Here is a 21,987-nt window from a genome sequence, read left to right as displayed (position 1 = left end):
GGCCGCCAGTGCGAGTGGTTGTCGCCGCGATGATGGCGGCATGGTCAGACGTGTGGTCGATGCCCTCGCCGACCTGGTGGTGCCGCGACTGTGTGGCGGCTGTGGACGACCCGGCCTGAACTGGTGTGCGCATTGCGCACTCCTTCTCGCCGACGCACCCACGGCTGTGCAGACCCGCGTGCCACTGGTGGTGCCGGTCTATGCCGTTGGTCCCTACACCGGGCCGCGCCGCCGGGCGATCCTCGAACTCAAGGAACACGGCCGCGTCGATCTCGCCGCGCCGCTGGGACGGGCGCTCGCCGACGCACTCCGGATCCTCGATGGTTGGTCGGAGTTGCCGATGGCCACGAGCCTGGTCCTCATCCCGGCTCCGACGAGGAAGCTCTCGGCACGTCGGCGCGGTGGCGATCCTGTGACTGCGATCTGCCGGTCCGCCGCGGCGCACCTGGGGTCGGCGGTGGTGGTCCTCCCAATCCTGACGACGTCCCCGTGGGCCCGCGATTCGGCCGGATTGTCGGCGTCTGCCCGCAGCGCGAACCTGGCCGGCGCGATAGGCATCGGCGGGCGTGGCCTCCGGGAGATCGCGACCGCGCGGGCCGGCGACACCGCTGTCGTCTTGGTGGATGATGTGGTGACCACCGGAGCGACGGCGGCCGAATCGATCAGGGTTCTTGATCGAGCAGGAATCGGTGTACACCTGGTGCTCGTGATCGCAGCAGTGTGACGGGCTTTTCCGTGCGTTCATCCGTTGTCGCCGAACATGTTTCGTGGCGCAGTGGTAGGGGTCTTGAAGTCGGGCGGCGCGCCGTCGGAGGTGAACACCTGTTGACGAAACTGTGGCGAACACCTGCCGGGCGGACTAACGTCAGGGGTGCGATCTGATTGCCAGACCCAAGGCCACCGACGGTGGCGACGGGGGGAGGTGATGCCGAACATTCAGACCGGTACCAGGTCGCTTGCGGCCGCGGTACCGGAAGTCCTGTTCACCGATCCAGGAGGTATCGCAAGTGACGACAAGTGTCGGCAGGAATGCCGTTTCCGAATCCAGCGTCGACAAGCAAGCCAGTGTCGACCCCGAAGGTGCCCCCGAATCCGCCGCGCACGATCCGTTTGATCCCGGCATATACATACGAACCGAATCCTCTGACGCGCCGTCGCGACCTGATGCCGAAGTCCAGGTCAGTGGCCGCAACGTCGAGATCCCCGACCACTTCCGCATCCATGTGATGGACAAACTCTCCCGGGTGGAACGTTTCGATCCCACGATCTTCCGCTTCGACGTGGAACTGCACCACGAACGCAACCGTCGTCAGTCGAAGATCTGTCAACGACTCGAGATCACCGCACGCGGCAAGGGCCCCGTGGTCCGAGGCGAAGCCTGCGCCGACAACTTCTACGCCGCCCTGGACGCGGCGCTCACCAAGCTGCAATCCCGTCTGCGTCGCACCAAGGACCGGCGCAAGGTCCACCACGGTCTGCGCACCCCGATCTCCGTTGCCGAAGCGACTGCCGCCGCTGATCCGCTCCTGAACGGCAATGCGCCTGCACCGGCCGGCGAGGTCGACGACGACCGATGGGCCGACCACAGTCCCGAGGCCGCGGGCCCCGGTCAGATCGTCCGCATCAAGGAACACGACGCGGTTCCGATGACCGTGGATGACGCGCTCTACGAGATGGAACTGGTCGGTCACGACTTCTTTTTGTTCCATGACAAGGAAACCGACAAACCCACGGTTGTGTACCGGCGCCATGCGTTCGACTACGGATTGATCCGTCTGTCCTGACCGTCGAGAGGCACCTGATCTGCCTCGCGTGACCGCGATGGCGCTGACCGTGGCTACCATGGAATCCGACCTGCTCCGAATCTGCAGGTCGGATTTCGTGTGTAGTCAATTGGATCGAGGATAAAACCAGTGCTCAACAAGCTGCTGCGCGTCGGCGAAGGCCGGATGGTCAAACGCCTGGATGCCATCGCTTCGCATGTGGAGACGCTCGACAACGAGACCGAGGCGCTGACCGACGAGCAGCTGCGGGCCAAGACCGACGAGTTCAAGGAGCGCTACGCCGGTGGCGAGGCGCTCGACGATCTCTTGCCGGAGGCGTTCGCGGTCGCCCGGGAGGCCGCCTGGCGGGTGCTCTCGCAGAAACACTTCCACGTTCAGATCATGGGCGGCGCCGCCCTGCATTTCGGCAACATCGCCGAGATGAAGACCGGTGAGGGCAAGACCCTCACCTGTGTGCTGCCCGCCTATCTCAATGCGTTGGCCGGCGACGGCGTGCACGTGGTGACCGTCAACGACTACCTCGCCAAACGTGACTCCGAGTGGATGGGCCGTGTGCACCGCTTCCTCGGGCTCGAGACGGCCGTCATCCTGACCGGGATGACGTCTGATCAGCGCCGCGAGGCTTACAACGCCGACATCACCTACGGAACCAACAACGAGTTCGGTTTCGATTATCTCCGCGACAACATGGCACATTCGCTGAACGACCTGGTGCAGCGCGGGCATCCGTTTGCCATCGTCGACGAGGTCGACTCGATCCTCATCGACGAGGCCAGGACGCCGCTGATCATCTCCGGTCCCGCCGACTCGTCGAGCAAGTGGTACGCCGAGTTCGCCCGCATCGCGCCGCTGCTCAAGAAGGACGTGCACTACGAGGTCGACATCCGTAAGCGCACCATCGGTGTGCACGAGGAGGGCGTCGAGTTCGTCGAGGACCAGCTGGGCATCGACAACCTGTACGAGGCGGCCAACTCGCCGCTGGTGAGCTACTTGAACAACGCGCTCAAGGTCAAAGAACTCTTCGAGCGTGACAAGGACTACATCGTCCGCAACGGCGAGGTCCTGATCGTCGACGAGTTCACCGGCCGCGTGCTCGAGGGCCGGCGTTTCAACGAAGGTCTGCACCAGGCGATCGAGGCCAAAGAGCGGGTGGAGATCAAGGCGGAGAACCAGACCCTGGCCACGATCACGCTGCAGAACTACTTCCGCATGTACGACAAGTTGTCGGGCATGACGGGTACGGCGCAGACCGAGGCCGCCGAGCTCGACCAGATCTACAAACTCGGTGTGCTGCCCATCCCGACGAACAAGCCGATGGTGCGCGCGGATCAGACGGACCTGATCTACAAGACCGAAGAGGCCAAGTTCGATGCGGTGGTCGACGACATCCTCGAGCGTCACCAGAAGGGCCAGCCGGTCCTGATCGGCACCACCAGCGTCGAGCGGTCCGAGTACCTCGCCCGGCAGCTCAAGAAGCGTGGCGTTCCGCACAACGTGCTCAACGCCAAGTTCCATGAGCAGGAAGCCCAGATCATCGCCGAGGCCGGTCGCAGCGGTGCGGTCACCGTGGCCACCAACATGGCCGGCCGTGGCACCGACGTCGTGCTCGGCGGCAACCCCGACATCCTGGCCGACATCCGCCTGCGCAAGGCGGGGCTGGATCCGGTGGACACTCCCGAGGAGTACGAGGCCGCGTGGGACGAGATGATCGAGCTCGTCAAGAGCGAGGTCGCCGACGACGCGGAGAAGGTCCGGCAGGCCGGCGGGCTCTACGTACTGGGTACCGAGCGACACGAGTCCCGCCGTATCGACGACCAGCTCCGTGGTCGTTCGGGCCGCCAGGGCGATCCCGGCGAATCCCGTTTCTACCTGTCGCTCGGTGACGAGCTGATGCGCCGATTCAACGGCGCAGCCCTCGAGGCGATCATGAACCGGGTCAACCTCCCGGACGACGTGCCCATCGAGGCCAAGATGGTCACCAAGGCCATCCGCAGCGCACAGACCCAGGTCGAGCAGCAGAACTTCGAGGTGCGTAAGAACGTCCTCAAGTACGACGAGGTGATGAACCAGCAGCGCAAGGTGATCTACGCCGAGCGTCGCACCATCCTCGAGGGCGAAGACCACCGCGAGCAGGTCCAGCGCATGATCGACGACGTCGTCGGCGCCTATGTCGATGCCGCCACGGCCGAGGGGTACGTCGAGGACTGGGACTTCGAGCAGCTCTGGACCGCGATCAAGACGCTGTACCCGATCGAGATCGACTACAAGGAACTGGTCGAGGAGAACGAGTTCGGCGAGCGCAAGGAGATCAGCGCGCAAGAACTTCGGGAGATGCTGATCGCCGACGCCCATGCTGCGTACGAGAAGCGTGAGAAGGAGATCGAGTCGATCGCCGGCGAGAACGCGATGCGCCAGCTCGAGCGGACCATCCTGCTCAGTGTCCTCGACCGCAAGTGGCGTGACCACCTCTACGAGATGGACTACCTGCGCGAAGGTATTCACCTGCGCTCGATGGCGCAGCGTGATCCCGTGGTCGAGTACCAGCGCGAGGGTTACGACATGTTCACCGGCATGCTCGAAGGCCTCAAAGAGGAGTCGATCGGCTTCCTGTTCAACGTGGCTGTTGAGGCGACACCTGCGCAACCGGCCGCCGCGGTTGCACCAGCTGCTCCCGCCGCGCCTGCTGCCCCCACGGCACCGGCCCCCTTGCCGACCGAACAGCCGGCCCCGGCGCGTAAGCCTGCTCCGGCAGCCCTGCGCGCAAAGGGGATCGACGACTCAGCCGATGCCGCACTGACGTACAGCGGTCCGTCGGAGACCGGCGGCACCGCAGTCCGCCAGACCGGTTCGTCGAACGGTCAGGCGTCCGGTACCCGGAAGGAGCGGCGCGCTGCCGCACGCGCAGGCACCAAGACAGGTGGGCCCAAGCCGGCCAAATCGCGCAAGAAACGGTGACACAAACGGCGATCTGAGGTCGCCGTCAGCATCACCTCTCGGGACAAAGGAACCCGGATACCGCAGGGCACGTCGTACTGCTGGTATCCGGGTTCCCCGGTTTACCGGGCCGGCCACCAGTGCCGGTCATGTGCCGATGGGTCCGGGGGGACCATGACAACAACAACGCTGGGGCCGGCCACGGAGCTCGCCCCGACCTCAGATTCGAGCTCACCCGCACACGAGGGTCCGTTCGCATGTTCCCGGCCGATGGGGGAGTCCCATTCGTCCACCGCGGAGGTCGTGGATGGCGCAATTCTAAGGGTGACCGCTGCACCTCGATACGAACCGGAACCGGTTGATCCGAGTCAGCCGCGGGTGATTCCACTCGGCCGGCCGGCTCCGCTCCGTCGATCTCCGGTACCCGTGGTGCTCGACGGTGTCGACCTGGAGATCCGGCAATTCGCCATCGGGGCAATCAAACTCGTGCTCGAGGTGATGAACCGTCGCCGTCCCGTGACGCAATTGTCGGCAGTGGCGATCCCGCATATCGCCGACCAGTTCCGCACGCTGCTGTCCTCGGGAACCGACCGGGGTGGCCCGCCCGCGGCGTTGCTGCGCCTACATACGCAGAGCATCCGGCCGGACGTCGCCGAGATCACCGTCGTCTACGGACGGGGCGACAGAGTGTTCGCGATGGGCGCTCGTGTGGAGCGCCGCCGGGTGGTGATGCGCGCAGCCGAACCGGGGGGAGCACGCCGCCGAACGCAGCGCTGTCTCCTGACCGCTGTGACCGTCGGATGATCGGCGACCATGCGCTCGCCTGCCGCGACGCCGCAACGCCGGCGTGGCGGACAGGTGGGCCGGCTCGGCCGTCGACGGCTAGCATCGAACTGTGAATCGGCTGTCGCCCCAGGACTCGATGTACTACTACCTCGATGAGCGCGGCACCACCACGCAGGTCGGATCGCTCCTGATCCTGGAACGTCGTCCTGGGGGACTGGACTACGCGAGTCTGCTGACGACGGTCGAGTGCCGCCTGCAACTGGTACCCCGATATCGGCAGAAGATCCGCGAGGTGACGCTGGGGTTGGCGCGGCCGGTATGGGTCGACGACCGCGACTTCGACATCACCTATCACGTGCGGCGATCGGCACTGCCGAGCCCCGGTGCCGACGACCAGCTGCACGATCTCGTGGCGCGCCTGATGTCGCGACCGCTCGAGCGCAGTCGTCCGCTCTGGGAGATGTACCTCGTGGAGGGCCTCGCAGACGACCGGATGGCCATCCTCACCAAGACCCACCGGGCGCTGGTCGACGGGCACGAAGCGCTCGAGATCAATCAAGTCATCGTCGACGACACCCGCGAACCCGCCCAGATGCCCGAAGACCTCTGGCTTCCCGACCGGGAGCCGAGCAACAGCGAGCTGGTGGTCGGGGCGATCACCGACGTCATCACCCGGCCCTGGGAGATGGTCGACCAGGTGCGAGCCGCCACCAACCAGGTGACCTGGTTGGGCCAGGCCGTCACGGCGACGGCCCGCAGGGTGGAGACGGTGATGAAGATGGCGGCCAGCACCGCGCCCGCGAGTCCACTCAACGGCGCGACGGCGCCCACCCGTCGTTTCACGGTCGCCTCGTTCGCGGTCGAGGACTGCGTGGACATCGCCGAGCGGTACAGCTGCCAACCCAACGACGTGATCCTCGCTGCCATCGCGGGGGCCATCCGGCGGTGGTTGCTCTCCCGCGAGCAAGCGGTGGACCAGGTCGAGACGATCCGCGCGATGGTCCCTCTCTCGGCGTACCCGGTCGACAACGACGCGGCGGAGTCCGACGCCGACATCGAAGCCCGTGGCATGTCCACGTCGGCCGAATGGATGGCAGGCGGTCTACACGGGTTTGTCACCGATCTCCCTGTGGGAGAAGCCAATCCGGCTGTGCGCCTCTCGCAGGTCGCGCAGCTGGCCGAACGGCACTCGCAGTCAGGCCGGCGGGGATCGGTGGGCGTGGAACCCTGGATACCCGAGATCGGGCCGGCAACGTTCCATGCGATGAGCGCGCGCGCGACAGCCTCGCTGTCGCGTCGGTCGTTCAATCTACCCATCACGATCGCCCGGGGTCCGAGGGCGGCGCAGTACCTCGGTGGCAACGAAATCCTCGCGATCTACCCGGTTCCCGTCCTGGTGCGCAACCGCGCGCTGGCCGTCGGCCTCACCTCGTACAACGGCCGGATCTACTTCGGCCTCAACGCCGATCGCGGTGTGATGTGGGACCTGGGCGCGATGGCGGAGTACCTCACCGACTCGTTCGACGAATTGCTTTCCGGTGCGCGCTGAGCCCGTGCCGGTCCCTCGAGAAAGGTCACATGAGAATCTATCTGCCCGCCACACTGTCGATGCTGTTCGAGCTCAACCAGTCCGGTGAGTTCCGGCCGGTCGGCGGTACGGCATTCGCGCTGACCCCGGCGCTGCGAGAGGCGTACCACGACGGTGACGACGAGGAACTCGCCGAAGCGGCCATCCGTGAAGCAGCCAGGGCGTCGCTGCGGTTGCTGGCAGCAGAGGACGACGATCGGTCCGACGAGGACGGACAGGCCCAGCTACCTTCCCGGCGTGTGGTGATCGCCGCCGACGTCGACGAGGTGAAACTGCGGCCCGACCTCGACGTCGCGGTGGTCAAGGTCCCCCCGGTGGTGGACCGCTCGGCGATCGCGTCGGTTCTCATCGACGGTGGTGATGCCGAGGACAAGGTGGTCCGAGCTGTCGGGCTGGTGGACTCGGCCGACCTCGGCGACGAGGACTCCGAGCTGGCGATCGGCGACGTCGAGGATTTCGACTTGGGTTGGTATGCAACGCAAGAGCTTCCGTTCCTTCTGGAGCTGCTCTAGGCGCGCCGGCGCCGACCTCCCTGTGCGCCCGTTCGACGCGTAACCTACGGTTGCGTAAGTTTGCGCCCGAGAATTGACGGCGGCAGTTGAATGGAGGCACTTCAGATGGGTTGGCGAGAACGTTTCGAGGCACCGGTGCGGGGCATCGCCAGCAGCAACCGGGCGGCTAACACCGTGCGGGCGGTGGCGGCAAGGATCACCACCCCGTTGTTGCCGGACGACTATCTGCACCTCGCGAATCCGCTGTGGTCGGCGCGTGAGCTGCGCGGCAAGATCGTGGAGGTCCGGCCGGAGACGCCGGACTCGGCCACCATCGTCATCAAACCGGGGTGGGGATTTTCGTTCAATTACCTCCCGGGCCAGTACATGGGGATCGGGGTGCTGGTCGAGGGGCGCTGGACCTGGCGTTCGTATTCTCTGACGTCGGTGCCGCAGACCTCGGGAGGTGCCCGTAGCCGGGTGGTCACGATCACCGTCAAGGCGATGGCCGAGGGTTTCCTCTCCGGGCACCTGGTTCGGGGCCTGGCACCGGGCACCGTGGTCCGGCTCGCGCCGCCCCAGGGTGAGTTCGTCCTTCCCGCCGACCTCCCCGAGAAGCTGCTGTTCGTGACCGCCGGTAGCGGCATCACCCCGATCATGTCGATGCTGCGCACGATGGAGACGCGCCACCAGCACACCGATGTGCGACTGATCCATTCGGTGCCCACGGCGGATGACCTGATGTTCGGCGCGGAACTCGAAGCGATGCAGGCGGGCGGGCTGCTCGACGCCCACATCCAGTTCACCCGCAGCGAGGGCAAGGTGGACATCGAGCGTCTCGACGATCTGTGCCCGGATTGGGCGTCCCGCCAGACCTGGGCCTGTGGCCCGGCCGCACTGCTGGATTCGCTGACCCACAAGTGGACCCAGGCGGGGCTGCGGGACCACCTGCACATCGAGCGGTTCGCGTTGGAGCGTGGCGAGGTCGGTGCCGAGGGCGGCACGGTGACCTTTTCTCGTACCGGCAAGACGGCGACAGTGGACGGTGCCACCACACTGATGACGGCCGGTGAGGATGCCGGCGTGCAGATGCCGTTCGGCTGCCGGATGGGTATCTGCCAGAGCTGTGTGGTGATGCTCGAAAAGGGGTGCGTGCGAGATCTGCGCAGCGGCGCCGAACACGTAGAGGGAGAGCGAGTTCAGACCTGCGTCAGCGTCGCGGCAGGGGATTGCACTCTCGAGGTCTGACCCGTAGAACGCACGCCGACCCCCGATGATGTGCTGTTCTGGCGGAACTCACCTGGAGGTTTGTTCGCCAGAAGGGCACATCATCGGGGGTCGGGAAGTGTTGCGGGCCTCTAGCGTGCGGAGCCGGTCCGGCTGGAGGTGCTGCTGCGACGGCTGCCGCCCTGGCCGGTGTGGCCGCGGGTACGGCCGTTCTCGGCGCGGCCACCTTCGGATCGTGCGCTCTGTCCCCGACCACGACCCTCATACGGCGCGGAGCCGTTGGCGGTGGGGCGAGGACGACGCGAGCCGGCCGAGCGGCTGCCCGGCGCCTTGGCGGTGCGGTTCGGGACGTTGCTGACAGCAGGCGGCGCAACCAGGTCGGCCGGTTCGCCGACCAGTGTCTTGAGCTGCTCCGAGTCGGCGGTCACCCGGATCGGGGTGGCCTTGATCGCGGCCTTGCGCAGCAGTTGCGACATGTCGCGACGCTGTTCGGGAAGGGTCAGGGTCACCACGTCGCCGGCACTGCCCGCGCGAGCGGTGCGGCCCGAACGGTGAAGGTATGCCTTGTGCTCGGTGGGCGGATCCACGTGCACAACCAATTCGACGTCGTCCACGTGCACGCCACGTGCCGCGACGTCGGTGGCCACGAGCACACGGGCCTTACCGCTGGAGAAGGCGAGCAGGTTGCGATCGCGGGCGCCCTGCGACAGGTTGCCGTGAAGGTCGACGCTGGGGATGCCGGCGTCGGTCAGCTGCTTGGCGAGCTTGCGGGCCTGATGCTTGGTGCGCATGAACAGGATCCGGCGACCACGCCCTGAGGCGAGTGCGAAGACGACGCCCTTCTTGGAGTCCTGTCCGGATACCTCGAAGATGTGGTGGGTCATCGCGGAGACGTGCGACGTGGCCTCGTCGACCGAGTGCATGACCGGCTGGTTCAGGAAACGCTTGACCAGCTTGTCGACACCGTTGTCGAGGGTGGCCGAGAACAGCAGTCGCTGTCCGCCTTCGGGGGTGGCGGTCAGGATGCGGGTGACGCCGGGGAGGAAACCGAGGTCGGCCATGTGGTCTGCCTCGTCGAGGATGGAGATCTCGACGCGGTCCAGACGCACCAGACGCTGGCGCATGAGGTCTTCGAGGCGGCCCGGGCAGGCCACGACGATGTCCACTCCGGCGCGCAACGCGGAGGCCTGACGGCCCTGCGGCACGCCACCGAAGATGGTCGTCACGGTGAGTCCGAGGGCCGAGGCCATCGGCTGCACGACAGCGGTGATCTGGGTCGCCAGTTCGCGGGTGGGCGCCAGGATCAGTCCGCGGGGGCGGCCGGCTCCTGCGGGGCTTCCCGCAGACAGACGGGCGACCAGCGGAATGGCGAAAGCGAGGGTCTTGCCACTACCGGTCTTTCCGCGACCGAGTACATCGCGACCGGCGAGACTGTCGGGCAGCGTGTCGGCCTGGATGGGGAAAGGGGCGGTGATGCCGCCGGCGGTGAGCACCTTGACCAGGCGCGGGGGAACGCCGAGGTCGGCGAAAGTGGTTGAGGCAGGACTGGATACAGAAGTCATCAAAAAATCACGTTTTCCGTGTTACGCGGTGCTCCGAGCTCGATTCACCGCTGGTTGGCGCGACTGCCGCTGATCAGGGCCGATTACCTCGGCCACCATTCGGTGGGCAGTAACGATCGCCGTGTGAAAGCTCGGTGGGGTTGATCAACTCGCACATGATGCGCATCGAATCTCTTCGGGTGCGACGGTGCGAGGAAGCAGTTCCACGACGGTTCCGCGCATATGGCGCGGAGTACCCGTCAACTATAGCCCGCGATCGCGGCGTTCTGGGTATTTGCGCCTGCGTGACCTGAGTCTCACCGCACTGGACAGCCTCGGAATCGGAACCTACGATTGCGTAAGTTACGTTCCCGTAGGTTGCTCTCTCGATCCGGTTCGGCCTCCCCCCAATCCTCGAGAAGAGAGGTTTGATTCAGATGGCAATAGCTGACATCCCCGAGTACGCCCACCTGACCGACGCCGATGTCGAAGCGCTCGGCGCGGAACTCGACGCGATCCGCCGCGACATCGAATCCGTCCGCGGCGAGAAGGATGCCAAGTACCTTCGCAACACCATTCGTTTCCAGCGCGGCATGGAGCTGACGGGCCGCGCGCTGCTGTTCGGCGCCCGCGACCGCAAGCTGTGGGCACTCGGTGCCGGCGCCCTGGGCGTCTCCAAGATCGTCGAGAACATGGAACTCGGCCACAATGTGATGCACGGTCAATGGGACTGGATGAACGACCCGGAAGTGCATTCGACCAGCTGGGAATGGGACAACACAGGTCCATCCGCCCACTGGAAGCACACGCACAACTTCATCCATCACAAGTACACAAACGTGCTGGGGATGGACGACGACGTGGGCTACGGATTGATCCGTGTGACCCGGGATCAGCGGTGGAAGCCGTTCAACCTGGGCAACCTGGCCTACAACACGCTCCTCATGCTGTTCTTCCAGTACGGCGTCGCCGTCCAGCACCTCGAACTCGGCCGGGTCGCCGCGGGCAAACACCCCAACCCCGACGAGTTCAAGAAGGACCTCAAGGACGTCGGCATCAAGGTGGGCCGGCAGATCGGCAAGGACTACGTCGTGTACCCGGCGCTGGCCGGCGCGACCAACCGCTCGTGGACGAGCTGGGGACGGGCGATGACCGCCACGCTCGCCGGCAACACCATCCGCAACATCTGGACCAACGCCGTGATCTTCTGCGGTCACTTCCCTGATGGAGCCGAGAAGTTCACCAAGCAGGACATGGAGAACGAGACCCAGGCGCAGTGGTACTTGCGGCAGATGCTGGGCAGCGCCAACTTCCATGCGGGCAAGCCCCTCGCCTTCATGAGCGGCAATCTCTGCTACCAGATCGAGCACCACCTGTTCCCCGATCTGCCGAGCAACCGGCTCGCGGAGATCTCCGTGCGGGTTCGCGAACTGTGCGAGAAGTACGACCTGCCGTACACCACGGGCCCGTTCCTGGTGCAGTACGCGAAGTCCTGGCGCACCATCGCCAAACTGTCGCTACCGAACAAGTACCTCAAGGCGACCACCGACGACGCACCTGAAACGGCGTCCGAACGACGCTTCAAGTCGCATCCCGAGCAGCGACTCGTCGCCGAGATCGACCCGGCCACAGGCCGCCGCCGTGGATTGCGCAGTGCGATCAACAGTCTTCGCGGTCGCCGTTCACCGGTGATCTCCATCCGTAAACGCACTCAGACCGACGGCGTCAGGGCTGCCTGAACGTACCGGGTCGCCCCCGACAACCCCGGCGTGGACAATGGTGGAACACCACCAGTCCACGCCGGCTTCATCCGGTGGACAACGCCGACAAGGAGTTACAAGGCGCGATGGCAATCACTGACATCAACGCGTATGCGCATCTGACCGAAGCCGACGTCGAGGCCCTCGGCAACGAGCTCGATGCACTGCGACGCGAGATCGAATCCGACCGCGGCGAGCGCGATGCCAAGTATCTGCGGCGCACCATCGCCGCACAGCGATTCCTGGAGGTCGGCGGTCGGCTGACACTGCTGGGAAGCCGCAACCGGCTGCTGTGGCTCGGCGGAACGGCCATGCTCTCGGTCGCCAAGATCATCGAGAACATGGAACTCGGCCACAATGTCATGCACGGCCAATGGGATTGGATGAACGACCCGGAGGTGCACTCCACGTCGTGGGAGTGGGACATGGTGTGCGCTTCGACCCACTGGAAGCACTCGCACAACTACATCCATCACAAGTACACGAACGTGGTCGGCATGGATCACGACGTGGGCTACCGGGTGCTGCGGGTGACGCGTGACGAACCGTGGCAGTGGAAGCACCTGCCCCAACCGTTCATCAACCTGTTCCTCGCGGCCACCTTCGAGTGGGGAATCGGTCTGCACGACTTGGAGATCCGCGAGTACCTGGCGGGAAACAAGCCGAAAGAGATTGCGGTCCCGCAGATCAAGGACTTCTCGAAGAAGGTCGCCAAGCAGCTGGCCAAGGACTATGTGATCTTCCCGCTGTTGTCGGGCAAGGCTGCTCGTCGTACCCTCACCGCCAATCTGACGGCCAACCTGGTTCGTAACTTCTGGGCGTACCTCGTCATCTTCTGTGGTCACTTCCCCGATGGTGCCGAGAAGTTCAACGAGGAAACGCTGATCGACGAGACGCACGGCCAGTGGTACCTGCGGCAGATGCTCGGCACCGCCAATTTCAATGCCGGCCCGGCGATGGCGTTCATGAGCGGCAACCTCTGCTACCAGATCGAACACCACCTCTTTCCTGATCTGCCGTCGAATCGCTACGCCGAGATCGGTGTCCGGATCCGCGAGCTGTGCGAGAAATACGACCTGCCGTACACCACGGGGTCGTTGCCGAATCAGTACTGGTTGACGTTCCGGACCATCTGCAAGCTGGCACTGCCCGACGGTCTGCTCGTCGACACCGCCGACGATGCGCCGGAAACCGCCTCGGAGAAGAAGTTCGCCGGCCTGCGTGGCGCCGCTGCGGTCAGTGGCCGCCGGCTCGCCGCCGACAAGCGGGAGGGCCTCAAAACCGCTCTCGCCGAGGCGCGTTCACGGCGCAGGGCCCGCGCAAAGCAGTTGCGCGCCTAGTCCCAGTGGTTGGCCACGCTCAGCGCGGCCAGTAGTTCGCGCACAGCCATGGCGCGGAGGTGATGCTGGCCCTCGAGCGCGTCCAGAGCGCATTCGGGGTCCGCGGGCGGACCGAGGTGTGTACAACCACGGGGACAGGCCTCGATCGCGACGGCCAGGTCGTCGAAGGCCTTGATGACGTCCTCCGGGCCGATGTGGGCGAGCCCGAACGAGCGGATGCCGGGTGTGTCGACCACCCATCCGCCGCCGGGCAACGGCAGCACCACCGACTGTGTCGAGGTGTGCCGGCCCTTGCCCACACCTGACACCACCGCGGTTGCGCGGTATGCGTCGGGAACGAGTCTGTTCACGAGCGTGGATTTGCCGACGCCGCTGTGCCCGATCAAGGCGGTCAGCTTGCCCTGCAACAGTTCCTGCGCGGGTTCGATGGGATCGTCCCGCCCGGCGATCAGAACCGGCAGGTCGAGGTCGGCGAACGCCGCCCGAAAGGATTCGGGGTCGGCCAGGTCCCCTTTGGTCAGGCACAGTACCGGGGTGAGGCCGCCGACATAGGCTGCGGCCAAGGCTCGTTCGACGAATCCGGTGCGTGGCGGTGGGTCGGCGAGGGCGGTGACGATCAGCAGTTGCTCGGCGTTGGCCACCACGATGCGCTCGTACGGATCGGTGTCGTCGGCCGTGCGCCGCAGCACAGTTCGTCGCGGCGCCACCCGGACGATGCGTGCCAGGGTGTCCGCTTTGCCGGACAGGTCGCCCACCACCGAGACGTCGTCACCGACCACGATGGGGGTACGGCCGAGTTCGCGGGCGCGCATGCAGACGACTCTGGTGTCGGGGTCGTCGGCGAGTACGCATCCCCACCGTCCGCGATCGACGGAGACCACCATGGCCGTCTCGGCATCTTCATGTGTCGGACGGGTTTTGGTGCGTGGCCGAGTGCCCCGGCCCGGGCGTACCCGGACATCGGTCTCGTCGTACTGCCGCTTGCTCAAGCGTTGATCATCCTCGCCCACATCGCTGGGAAGTCGGGGAGTGTCTTGGCGGTGGTGCCGATGTCGTCCACCGAGACGCCCTCGGTGACCAGGCCGACAAGAGCGCCTGCGGTGGCCATCCGGTGATCGGCGTACGCACGCCAGGTCCCGCCGTGCAGGGTTCTGGGCTCGATGACAAGACCGTCAGGGGTTTCGCTGCACCGCCCACCCAGCCGGTTGATCTCGGCGGTCAACGCCGCGAGGCGGTCGGTCTCGTGGCCCCGCAGATGGGCGATGCCGGAGAGTGTCGAAGGTCCTTCCGCGAGTGCGCACAGTGCGGCGACGGTCGGGGTCAGTTCACCGACGGCGCTCATGTCCCACGAGATACCTTGCAGCGCAGTGGGTCCGGTGATCGAGAGAACGCCGTCCGCGTTCTGGCCGCGGCACCCCATCGCCTCGAGGATCTGGACGATCACCGCTCCTGGCTGGGTGGTCGTCACCGGCCACCGGGGAACCGAGATCGTGCCGCCGGTGGCTGCGGCGGCGGCAAGGAAGGCCGCGGCGTTCGACAGGTCGGGCTCGATCTGCCAATCGACGGCGCGGACCGTGCCCGGCGCCACCTGCCAACGGTTCGCGGTCGAGACGTCCACCGCGACACCGGCTGTGGTCAGCATGTCGATCGTCATCGTGATGTGGGGGGTCGACGGGACGGGGTCACCGACGTGGAGGATCGTGAGCCCGTTGTCGAAGCGGGCCGCACTGAGCAGCAGGCCCGAGACGAACTGCGATGAGGCCGAGGCGTCGATGGTCACCTCGCCCCCGCGGACCGAACCGGTCCCGGTGATGGTGAACGGGAGGGAATCGCCCGCGACCTGGACACCGATGTCGCGTAGTGCCCCGAGGATGGTGTGCAGCGGCCGGCTGCGGGCCTGTGCGTCACCGTCGAACTCCACGACGCCGTCCGCCTGGGCAGCCAGTGGAGGAACAAACCGCATGACCGTGCCGGCCAACCCACAATCGACCTTTCCGCTGTGCATGGGTGCGGGGGTGATGGTGACGGTGGCGGGATCGTCGGGATCGACGTCGACCCCGACACCGAGCTCGGCCAGCGCGTCGAGCATCAGGTCGCTGTCACGGCTGCGGAGTGTGCCGGTCAGTGTCGACGGACCGTCGGCCTGCGCCGCCAGCACCAGTGCCCGGTTGGTGATCGACTTGCTGCCGGGGAGGCTGACAACGGCGTCGACGGGCGCGGGAGCGTGGGGGGCGTTCCATGCATTCACCCAGACAGTCTTTCATGCCTTCGCAGCAGGTCCGATGGTCCGAGGCGGCCTCGGGGCGCCGTCGGGCGAGGGTGGTCTGCCGAATAGCTGACAAGACGGGAATTTGTGGCCGTTTGCCCGCTATGTTCTTTCCATGAACCTTCGCCCAACTCGCCCCGCCGCGCTCGTCGCACTATGTGCCGCAGCCGTTTTGACCCTCTCGGCGTGCTCCGACGATTCGTCGGACAGTGCGGATCCGTCCGCGAGCGCGCAAACGTCCTCGAGTTCGGAGCCCACGGCCGCCGAACTCGACGCCCGTGCCGAAGACCTGATGCTCCCCGAGTCGGAGTTCCCTGGCGGCGGGACGTATGTGGTCATGGACAAAGCCGCGATCGAAGCCGACAACGAGTCCGATCCCGAGGTCACGCCGACGGGCTGCGCGAACATCGCCGATGAGACCGACGCCAGCAAGCAATTCGACCGGGCGAAGGTCAAGTACGACCTCGAGGACGGCAGCACCATCGAAACCCAGGTCATCCTCGGGCAGGACGGTTCCTTCGAGGAGCTCGAGAACGACATCGCGTCCTGTCCTGCGATGACCATGCGCGACGACCTCCCGGATGGTTCGCAGTTGGTCGCCGAGATGGAGAACTCGCTCGAAGACCCTCAGGGCACCACCGTCCCGGCAAAGACCGTCGTGAGCACCGGCACCGCAACCGTGGGTGCCGACGCCTTGCCGCTGACCATCCGGTCAACCGGGGCCTACGTCGACGGCGTCACCGTGAGCGTCGACGTGACGCTCATCGGAGAGGACGCCGGCAGTTGGGGCAGCGCCGACGAGGCGGCAGTGGTGGACCTCCTCAACAAGCAGATCGCCATCGTCCAGGACGCGGCCAACGCCTGATACCGACCGAACCGGCGCCCTCTCGACCTGTCGAGGGGGCGCTGGTGTTTTTGTGCGCCCGTACCGGGACATGCGTCAGTGCCGCGGTCGGCGCTCGCGCTGGGGGATAATGGGCCGCATGTGTGGGCGATACGCCACGACGGCGAGTACATCAGATCTGGTTGCCGCATTCGACGCTGCTCTGGCCGCCGAGGACGCGGCCAAACTCGACAATCCGTCCTACAACGTGGCCCCGACGACGACGGTCCCGACCGTTCTCGAACGGGCCGAGCGATCTGAGTCCGACCAGTCGCTCCGACGGTCGGAGTCGGTCCATGTCACCGATGGCGAGCCTGCCGTGCAGCGGCAGTTGCGGGCACTGCGCTGGGGACTGGTGCCGAGTTGGGCCAAGGACCCGTCCATCGGCAATCGGATGATCAACGCGCGATCGGAGACGCTGACCGAGAAGCCCTCGTTCAAACGGGCCGCCGCGAAACGCCGTTGCATCTTGCCGGCGGCCGGCTTCTTCGAGTGGACCAAGGGGGAGGACGGCAAGAAGCTGCCGTTCTTCATGCACGACCCCGACACCCCCATCCTCGGTTTCGCGGGTCTCTACGAACTGTGGCCCGACCCGGGCAAGGCCAAGGATGATCCGGACCGCTGGTTGTGGACCACCACGGTGATCACCCGTCCCGCGGCGGATGCGCTGGGCCACATCCACGACCGCACGCCGGTCATCGTGACCCCGGACATGCGCGACGACTGGCTGGATTGCTCGAGCGGCAAGGTCGATGTGGCCCGAGACCTGCTGGCGGCCCTGCCCGAGCCGCATCTAGTGCCGTACCGGGTGTCCACCGACGTGAACAACGTCCGCAACAATCGCGCGGATCTGATCCAGCCGCTCTGAGGGTCGGCGCAGCACGGTTCCTCGGCGCTTCGGCAGTCCCGGCGCCTTCAGGAAGTGATGTCTGCGACGACGGCGTCGGTGACGGCGATCAGGTCGGCGGGGGACAGCTCGATCTCGAGGCCGCGTTTGCCCCCACTGCAGAACACCACGGGCCACAGCTCGGCAGTCTCGTCGACGACGGTGGGCAGCGGCCTGCGCTGACCGATCGGTGACACCCCGCCCAGGACGTAGCCGGTGACCCGCATGACGTCCTTCGGCTCGGCCATCGCTGCTTTGCCGCCCAGCCCCAAGGCGGCAGCGGCGGCCTTGAGCGAGAGCCGCGTGGGAACGGGGATGACCGCCACGGCCAGCGTGCCGGCCACATCGAACACCAGCGTCTTGAATATCTGGTCGGGTTCGGCGCCCACCGCGTCGGTCATGAACGTGACGGCCTCAGGACCCCAGGCCCCGTCCGAACTCGCCGAATATTTGTGAACGCGGTGGTCGATGCCTGCGGTCTGCAGGGCCAGCAATGCCGAAGTCGCTGCCATGGGGATCCATTGTCCTGCCCGAGATGGGTGTTCGGTCCGGCCACCCCGTTGTCGTGACGAGAGTGCCCCGAGAGCCACTGATAAAGCCCAGGGTGGGCGAAACCTGACGTCTTCCGGAACAAGGTGCGCGGTGATGGTGTTCTTTACTGCGAAGGAGGTGTGGTGTGCACAGCAACTCAGCAGATACCGGGTCGGTAGGCTTGCTCGACAGACCTGATTTTCCCGCAGGTCTCGAAGGGATTGTCGTGACCGAAGCCGAAACACCGGAAGAGCACCCAGAGACCCCGGAAGAGCAGTATGCGCGATTCGAGCGCGACGCTCTGCCGTTGCTCGATCAGATGTACGGGGCCGCGCTGCGGATGACCCGTAATCCGGCCGATGCCGAAGATCTGGTGCAGGAAACGTATGTGAAGGCGTTCACCGCCTTCAAGTCGTTCCGTGCCGGGACCAACCTGAAGGCGTGGCTGTACCGGATTCTCACCAACACGTACATCAACGGCTATCGCAAGAAGCAGCGACAGCCCGCGCAGTACCCGACCGACGAGATCACCGACTGGCAGCTGGCGGCCACCGCCGAGCACACGTCGGCAGGTCTGCGGTCGGCCGAGATCGAGGCGCTGGACGCCCTCCCGGACGACGACATCAAGGCAGCTCTGCAGGAGCTGCCCGAGGATTTCCGGATGGCCGTGTACTACGCGGACGTCGAAGGCCTGCCCTACAAGGAGATCGCCGAGATCATGGACACCCCGATCGGGACCGTGATGTCGCGATTGCACCGGGGTCGTAAGCAATTGCGCGACCTGCTCGGCGACGTCGCTCGCGAGCGAGGATTCAACAGAGGAACTGGTGGCCGATCGGCCGGTGGCCGCAAGGGTCACGAACAGGAGGTTGCCGGATGAGTACCGGGAATGCAGGCGATGGAGTGGGACACGACGCGCGTGCCGACGAGGCCATCGACGAAAACGACCGGCTCGACTGTTCGGCGGTGATCGCCGATGTCTGGCTGCTGCTCGACAACGAGTGCGACCAGAACGCGCGGGCGCGGCTGCAGACGCACATCGATTCGTGCGCGCCATGCCTCGAGCACTACGGGATCGAGAAGCAGCTCAAGAGTCTGGTGAGCCGCAAATGCGGTGGGGATCAGGCGCCTGAAGGGCTGCGCGAACGCCTGACCCTGGAGATCCGCAAGACGGTCATCGTCCGCGAGACCCGCGGGTAGTTCCTCCACGCACGGTCCCGCAAGCAAACGATCCACTTATCTGAAGACAGTCCGCCGTGCAAGCGGATCGTCCTCGGATAAGTGGATCGATTGTTTTTTCGGGCACTCTTCGATGAAGCGCCCAACGCTCAGGCGTTGGGGCGCTTACCGTGGTTGGCCGCGTTCTTCTTGCGGGCCCGCTTCTTACGTCCACGTTTTCCCATGACAGTCTCCTTTCGACAGCGCTCCATTGTGACACGAAGGGGGTCGCCGCCGAGAATCGCGGACGGTCTTCGTGCGATAGGTTGATACCGCAGAACATCAACTTGGGAGGACGGCATGGCAGAAGAGGTCGTGGCAGAGATTGTGGCGAGCGTTCTCGAAGTGGTCGTCACCCCTGGTCAGGTGGTGGAAGCCGGTGACACCATCGTCCTCTTGGAGTCGATGAAGATGGAGATCCCGGTACTCGCCGAAGAGGCGGGCACGGTGACCGAGGTCAAGGTCAATGTCGGCGACGTGATCCAGGCCGGGCACCTCATCGCGGTCATCGACAACTGACCGCCGATCTCGCGGTCGTGATGTCGACCAACACTGACGTGCGCGCCGCTCGCACTCTGAACAAGCGGGGTCTGTCCTGATGTCGACGCTGTCCGAGCTGCTCGCCGAACACACCGAGCTCTCCGGCGCAGCAGGTGGCCATCTCCAGCGTGTGGTCGCCGAGTGGCAGTTGCTGGCGGACCTGTCGTTCGCGGACCTGCAGATGTGGGTTCACTCGCAGCGGACTCACGACACCTCAGACGACGGTACGTCCGGCGACACCACCCATATGGTCTGTGTCGCCCAGTGCCGTCCCAACACGGCGCCCACCGTCTTTCCGTCCGACGTGGTCGGCACATCGATCACCGTCGACGAGAATCCTCAGGTGTTCGGTGCACTGGTCAGTGGCCGTATCTTGCGTGAAGAAGATCCGACGTGGGTGGGATCGGTGGCGATCCGGCGTGAAGCGGTGCCCGTCAGGTTCGAGGGATCGGTTGTCGGAGTGCTCGCCCGGGCCATCAATCTGACGCAGCCGAGGCTGCCGTCACCGCTCGAGCTCTCCTACCAGGACTGCGCAAATGACTTGTGCCAGATGGTGTCTGAAGGCACGTTCCCGCAGAATGAGGGCAACCCGCGGGGGTTGTCCACGCCGCGCGCCGGCGACGGTTTCATCCGCGTCGACGAACACTGCGCCGTGCAGTACGCCAGTCCCAACGCGCTGTCCGCGTATCACCGGATGGGGTGGACGTCCGAGCTCGGCGGCAACAACCTCGCCGATGTGACCGTGTCACTGCTGACCGATCCGTTCGAATCCGAAGAAGCCGCTGCGATGTTGCGCGCCGCCGCCGAAGGGCACGCCGGCATGCGGATCGAGGCGGACGCGCACCGTGCCACGGTGCTGATCCGCGCCGTCCCACTCCGGCCGCGCGGCGAACTGGTCGGCGCCGTGATCCTCGTGCGCGACGTCACCGAGGTCAAACGCCGGGACCTGGCCTTGATCAGTAAAGACGCGACCATCCGCGAGATCCACCACCGGGTGAAGAACAACCTACAAAGTGTGTCGGCACTGCTGCGTCTGCAGGCCCGCCGTACCCCCAACGAAGAGGCCCGGCAAGCGCTCGGCGAGGCCGTGCGCCGGGTTGCCTCGATCGCGCTGGTTCACGAATTGCTCTCGGGCAGCGTGGATGAGGAGGTCGATCTCGACGTCGCCATCGACCAGCTCGTCCCGGTGATGGCGGATGTGGCGTCCGGTGGCAGTGACGTTGTCGTGCGCCGGGTCGGAAAGATCGGTGTGGTGAAGAGTGACCTCGCGATGCCGATGGTGATGGTGCTCACCGAGCTGATCCAGAATGCGGTCGAGCACGGATTCGCGCCCGAACAATCGGGCCTGGTCTTGATCGAGACCTCCCGCACCACCCGCGAACTCGTGATCACGGTGCACGACAACGGGATCGGGTTGCCGCCGGACTTCGATCCGCAGAAGTCCGATCGCCTGGGGTTGCAGATCGTGCACACGCTGGTGCAGATCGAGCTGTCCGGCACGTTGGAGCTGCGCAGCGGAACCGATGGTGGTACCGATGCCGTGCTCACCGTTCCGTTGCGCTGAAAAGCGCTGACGCTCTTCACCTTTGAGCCTGAAACAACACAAACCCGGTGGCTGGTGTGCCACCGGGTTGGGTTGTCTGTTGTCGGGTGATCAATGGGCTGTGATCACCCAGGTCGGGCTATACGGAACTGCGTGTGCGACTGCGTGCGTTGCGCCGCTTGAGCGCACGCCGCTCGTCTTCGCTCATTCCGCCCCAAACGCCTGCGTCCTGTCCGGACTCCAATGCCCAAGTGAGGCAATCAGCTGTAACCGGGCAGCGGTTGCAGACGAGCTTCGCATCAGCAATCTGCGCGATGGCCGGGCCACTGTTTCCCACCGGGAAGAACAGCTCCGGGTCCTCGTCGCGACAAATTGCGTTGTGACGCCAGTCCATCCCTCTGCTCCTTCAGGCGCTTCTTCGCGCCGCTCGTAACCGTCAGTTCATGCGTGCGTAGTTATTGTTTCCGCACTGTTGCTTGTGAATACTTTCACGAATCCAGATGAAGTCAATGGTGTTGCGTTAACACGTGTGCAATATCACTGTGTAGGGGGTGCCTTCATTGGTCCACCTCCCGTTGTACTACTGTGCAGACGGTTTTGCCTGTGATTTATCAGGCAAACATGGTGTGACCTCGGACTCTTTACAGATGTCCAACGATCAGCTAACAC

Annotated in this window: 21 protein-coding genes; 15 read left to right on the top strand and 6 right to left on the bottom strand. The window is 65.4% G+C overall.

Features of this window, described 5'->3' with window-relative positions:
• The first annotated feature begins 40 nt into the window (after positions 1-40).
• From WIMU1_RS16225 to WIMU1_RS16195, 7 genes are all read left to right on the top strand, one after another.
• On the top strand, positions 41-724 hold the full coding sequence (locus WIMU1_RS16225; RefSeq protein WP_062799198.1) for a ComF family protein: 684 nt from the start codon (positions 41-43) through the stop codon (positions 722-724).
• A 283-nt stretch (positions 725-1,007) separates the two neighbouring features.
• Positions 1,008-1,784 (top strand): ribosome hibernation-promoting factor, HPF/YfiA family, encoded by a 777-nt coding sequence (hpf, locus tag WIMU1_RS16220; RefSeq protein ID WP_062798806.1) that lies wholly within the window; start codon positions 1,008-1,010, stop codon positions 1,782-1,784.
• Positions 1,785-1,913: 129 nt separating this feature from the next.
• Complete coding sequence (secA, locus tag WIMU1_RS16215; protein ID WP_062798804.1) at positions 1,914-4,739, top strand: preprotein translocase subunit SecA; 2,826 nt, start codon at positions 1,914-1,916, stop codon at positions 4,737-4,739.
• Positions 4,740-5,042: 303 nt separating this feature from the next.
• On the top strand, positions 5,043-5,522 hold the full coding sequence (locus WIMU1_RS16210; RefSeq protein ID WP_062798802.1) for an Rv3235 family protein: 480 nt from the start codon (positions 5,043-5,045) through the stop codon (positions 5,520-5,522).
• Positions 5,523-5,613: 91 nt separating this feature from the next.
• On the top strand, positions 5,614-7,053 hold the full coding sequence (locus WIMU1_RS16205) for a WS/DGAT/MGAT family O-acyltransferase (RefSeq protein ID WP_211339018.1): 1,440 nt from the start codon (positions 5,614-5,616) through the stop codon (positions 7,051-7,053).
• Between the two features lie 29 nt (positions 7,054-7,082).
• Positions 7,083-7,604 carry a DUF6912 family protein gene (locus tag WIMU1_RS16200; RefSeq protein WP_023955888.1) on the top strand — a complete coding sequence of 174 codons (522 nt, stop codon included), beginning with the start codon at positions 7,083-7,085 and terminating at the stop codon, positions 7,602-7,604.
• 105 nt (positions 7,605-7,709) lie between these two features.
• On the top strand, positions 7,710-8,831 hold the full coding sequence (locus tag WIMU1_RS16195) for a ferredoxin reductase (protein WP_062799195.1): 1,122 nt from the start codon (positions 7,710-7,712) through the stop codon (positions 8,829-8,831).
• A gap of 110 nt (positions 8,832-8,941) precedes the next feature.
• Here the strand turns inward: WIMU1_RS16195 and WIMU1_RS16190 are convergent, their stop codons facing one another.
• Positions 8,942-10,372 carry a DEAD/DEAH box helicase gene (locus WIMU1_RS16190; RefSeq protein WP_062798800.1) on the bottom strand — a complete coding sequence of 477 codons (1,431 nt, stop codon included), beginning with the start codon at positions 10,370-10,372 and terminating at the stop codon, positions 8,942-8,944.
• A 416-nt stretch (positions 10,373-10,788) separates the two neighbouring features.
• Between WIMU1_RS16190 and WIMU1_RS16185 the strand changes: the two genes are divergently transcribed.
• A complete protein-coding gene (locus WIMU1_RS16185) occupies positions 10,789-12,090 on the top strand; it encodes a fatty acid desaturase family protein (RefSeq protein WP_023955886.1) in 1,302 nt (433 codons plus the stop codon).
• A 107-nt stretch (positions 12,091-12,197) separates the two neighbouring features.
• On the top strand, positions 12,198-13,451 hold the full coding sequence (locus WIMU1_RS16180; RefSeq protein ID WP_062799193.1) for a fatty acid desaturase family protein: 1,254 nt from the start codon (positions 12,198-12,200) through the stop codon (positions 13,449-13,451).
• Here the strand turns inward: WIMU1_RS16180 and rsgA are convergent.
• Together rsgA and aroA are read right to left on the bottom strand one after the other, a co-directional pair.
• Complete coding sequence (gene rsgA / locus WIMU1_RS16175) at positions 13,448-14,440, bottom strand: ribosome small subunit-dependent GTPase A (protein ID WP_062798799.1); 993 nt, start codon at positions 14,438-14,440, stop codon at positions 13,448-13,450. The two genes, WIMU1_RS16180 and rsgA, sit on opposite strands and share 4 nt — an antisense overlap.
• Positions 14,437-15,699 (bottom strand): 3-phosphoshikimate 1-carboxyvinyltransferase, encoded by a 1,263-nt coding sequence (gene aroA, locus WIMU1_RS16170; protein WP_062798796.1) that lies wholly within the window; start codon positions 15,697-15,699, stop codon positions 14,437-14,439. The genes rsgA and aroA overlap by 4 nt, the downstream gene beginning before the upstream one ends.
• Before the next feature lie 133 nt (positions 15,700-15,832).
• Here aroA and WIMU1_RS16165 point away from each other — a divergent pair, with 133 nt between their 5' ends.
• Entirely contained in the window at positions 15,833-16,582 is a 750-nt protein-coding gene (locus WIMU1_RS16165; RefSeq protein WP_116915011.1) for a hypothetical protein, read from the top strand.
• 118 nt (positions 16,583-16,700) lie between these two features.
• Positions 16,701-17,468: an SOS response-associated peptidase gene (locus WIMU1_RS16160; RefSeq protein WP_062799191.1), complete on the top strand. Its 768-nt coding sequence runs from the start codon at positions 16,701-16,703 to the stop codon at positions 17,466-17,468.
• A gap of 47 nt (positions 17,469-17,515) precedes the next feature.
• Here the strand turns inward: WIMU1_RS16160 and WIMU1_RS16155 are convergent, their stop codons facing one another.
• On the bottom strand, positions 17,516-17,998 hold the full coding sequence (locus WIMU1_RS16155) for a YbaK/EbsC family protein (RefSeq protein WP_062798795.1): 483 nt from the start codon (positions 17,996-17,998) through the stop codon (positions 17,516-17,518).
• 239 nt (positions 17,999-18,237) lie between these two features.
• Here WIMU1_RS16155 and WIMU1_RS16150 point away from each other — a divergent pair, with 239 nt between their 5' ends.
• The gene (locus WIMU1_RS16150) at positions 18,238-18,897 is read left to right on the top strand and encodes a sigma-70 family RNA polymerase sigma factor (protein WP_165842425.1); all 660 of its coding nucleotides are present in this window, start codon (positions 18,238-18,240) and stop codon (positions 18,895-18,897) included.
• The gene (rsrA, locus tag WIMU1_RS16145) at positions 18,894-19,217 is read left to right on the top strand and encodes a mycothiol system anti-sigma-R factor (protein ID WP_023955878.1); all 324 of its coding nucleotides are present in this window, start codon (positions 18,894-18,896) and stop codon (positions 19,215-19,217) included. The genes WIMU1_RS16150 and rsrA overlap by 4 nt, the downstream gene beginning before the upstream one ends.
• Before the next feature lie 128 nt (positions 19,218-19,345).
• On the opposite strand, the gene WIMU1_RS26900 is transcribed toward rsrA, so the two are convergent.
• Positions 19,346-19,420 (bottom strand): 50S ribosomal protein bL37, encoded by a 75-nt coding sequence (locus tag WIMU1_RS26900; RefSeq protein ID WP_369758845.1) that lies wholly within the window; start codon positions 19,418-19,420, stop codon positions 19,346-19,348.
• A 115-nt stretch (positions 19,421-19,535) separates the two neighbouring features.
• On the opposite strand from WIMU1_RS26900, the gene WIMU1_RS16140 reads away from it, so the two are divergent.
• Together WIMU1_RS16140 and WIMU1_RS16135 are read left to right on the top strand one after the other, a co-directional pair.
• Entirely contained in the window at positions 19,536-19,754 is a 219-nt protein-coding gene (locus WIMU1_RS16140) for a biotin/lipoyl-binding carrier protein (protein WP_023955877.1), read from the top strand.
• 79 nt (positions 19,755-19,833) lie between these two features.
• Positions 19,834-21,339: a sensor histidine kinase gene (locus tag WIMU1_RS16135; protein ID WP_062798793.1), complete on the top strand. Its 1,506-nt coding sequence runs from the start codon at positions 19,834-19,836 to the stop codon at positions 21,337-21,339.
• Positions 21,340-21,457: 118 nt separating this feature from the next.
• Here WIMU1_RS16135 and WIMU1_RS25795 read toward each other — a convergent pair whose 3' ends face one another.
• Positions 21,458-21,712 carry a WhiB family transcriptional regulator gene (locus WIMU1_RS25795; RefSeq protein WP_023955875.1) on the bottom strand — a complete coding sequence of 85 codons (255 nt, stop codon included), beginning with the start codon at positions 21,710-21,712 and terminating at the stop codon, positions 21,458-21,460.
• Positions 21,713-21,987: the final 275 nt, after the last annotated feature.

The organism is Williamsia muralis NBRC 105860, assembly GCF_001598915.1.
Taxonomy (GTDB): Bacteria; Actinomycetota; Actinomycetes; order Mycobacteriales; family Mycobacteriaceae; genus Williamsia; species Williamsia muralis.
This window is presented reverse-complemented; position numbering and strand designations above follow the sequence as displayed.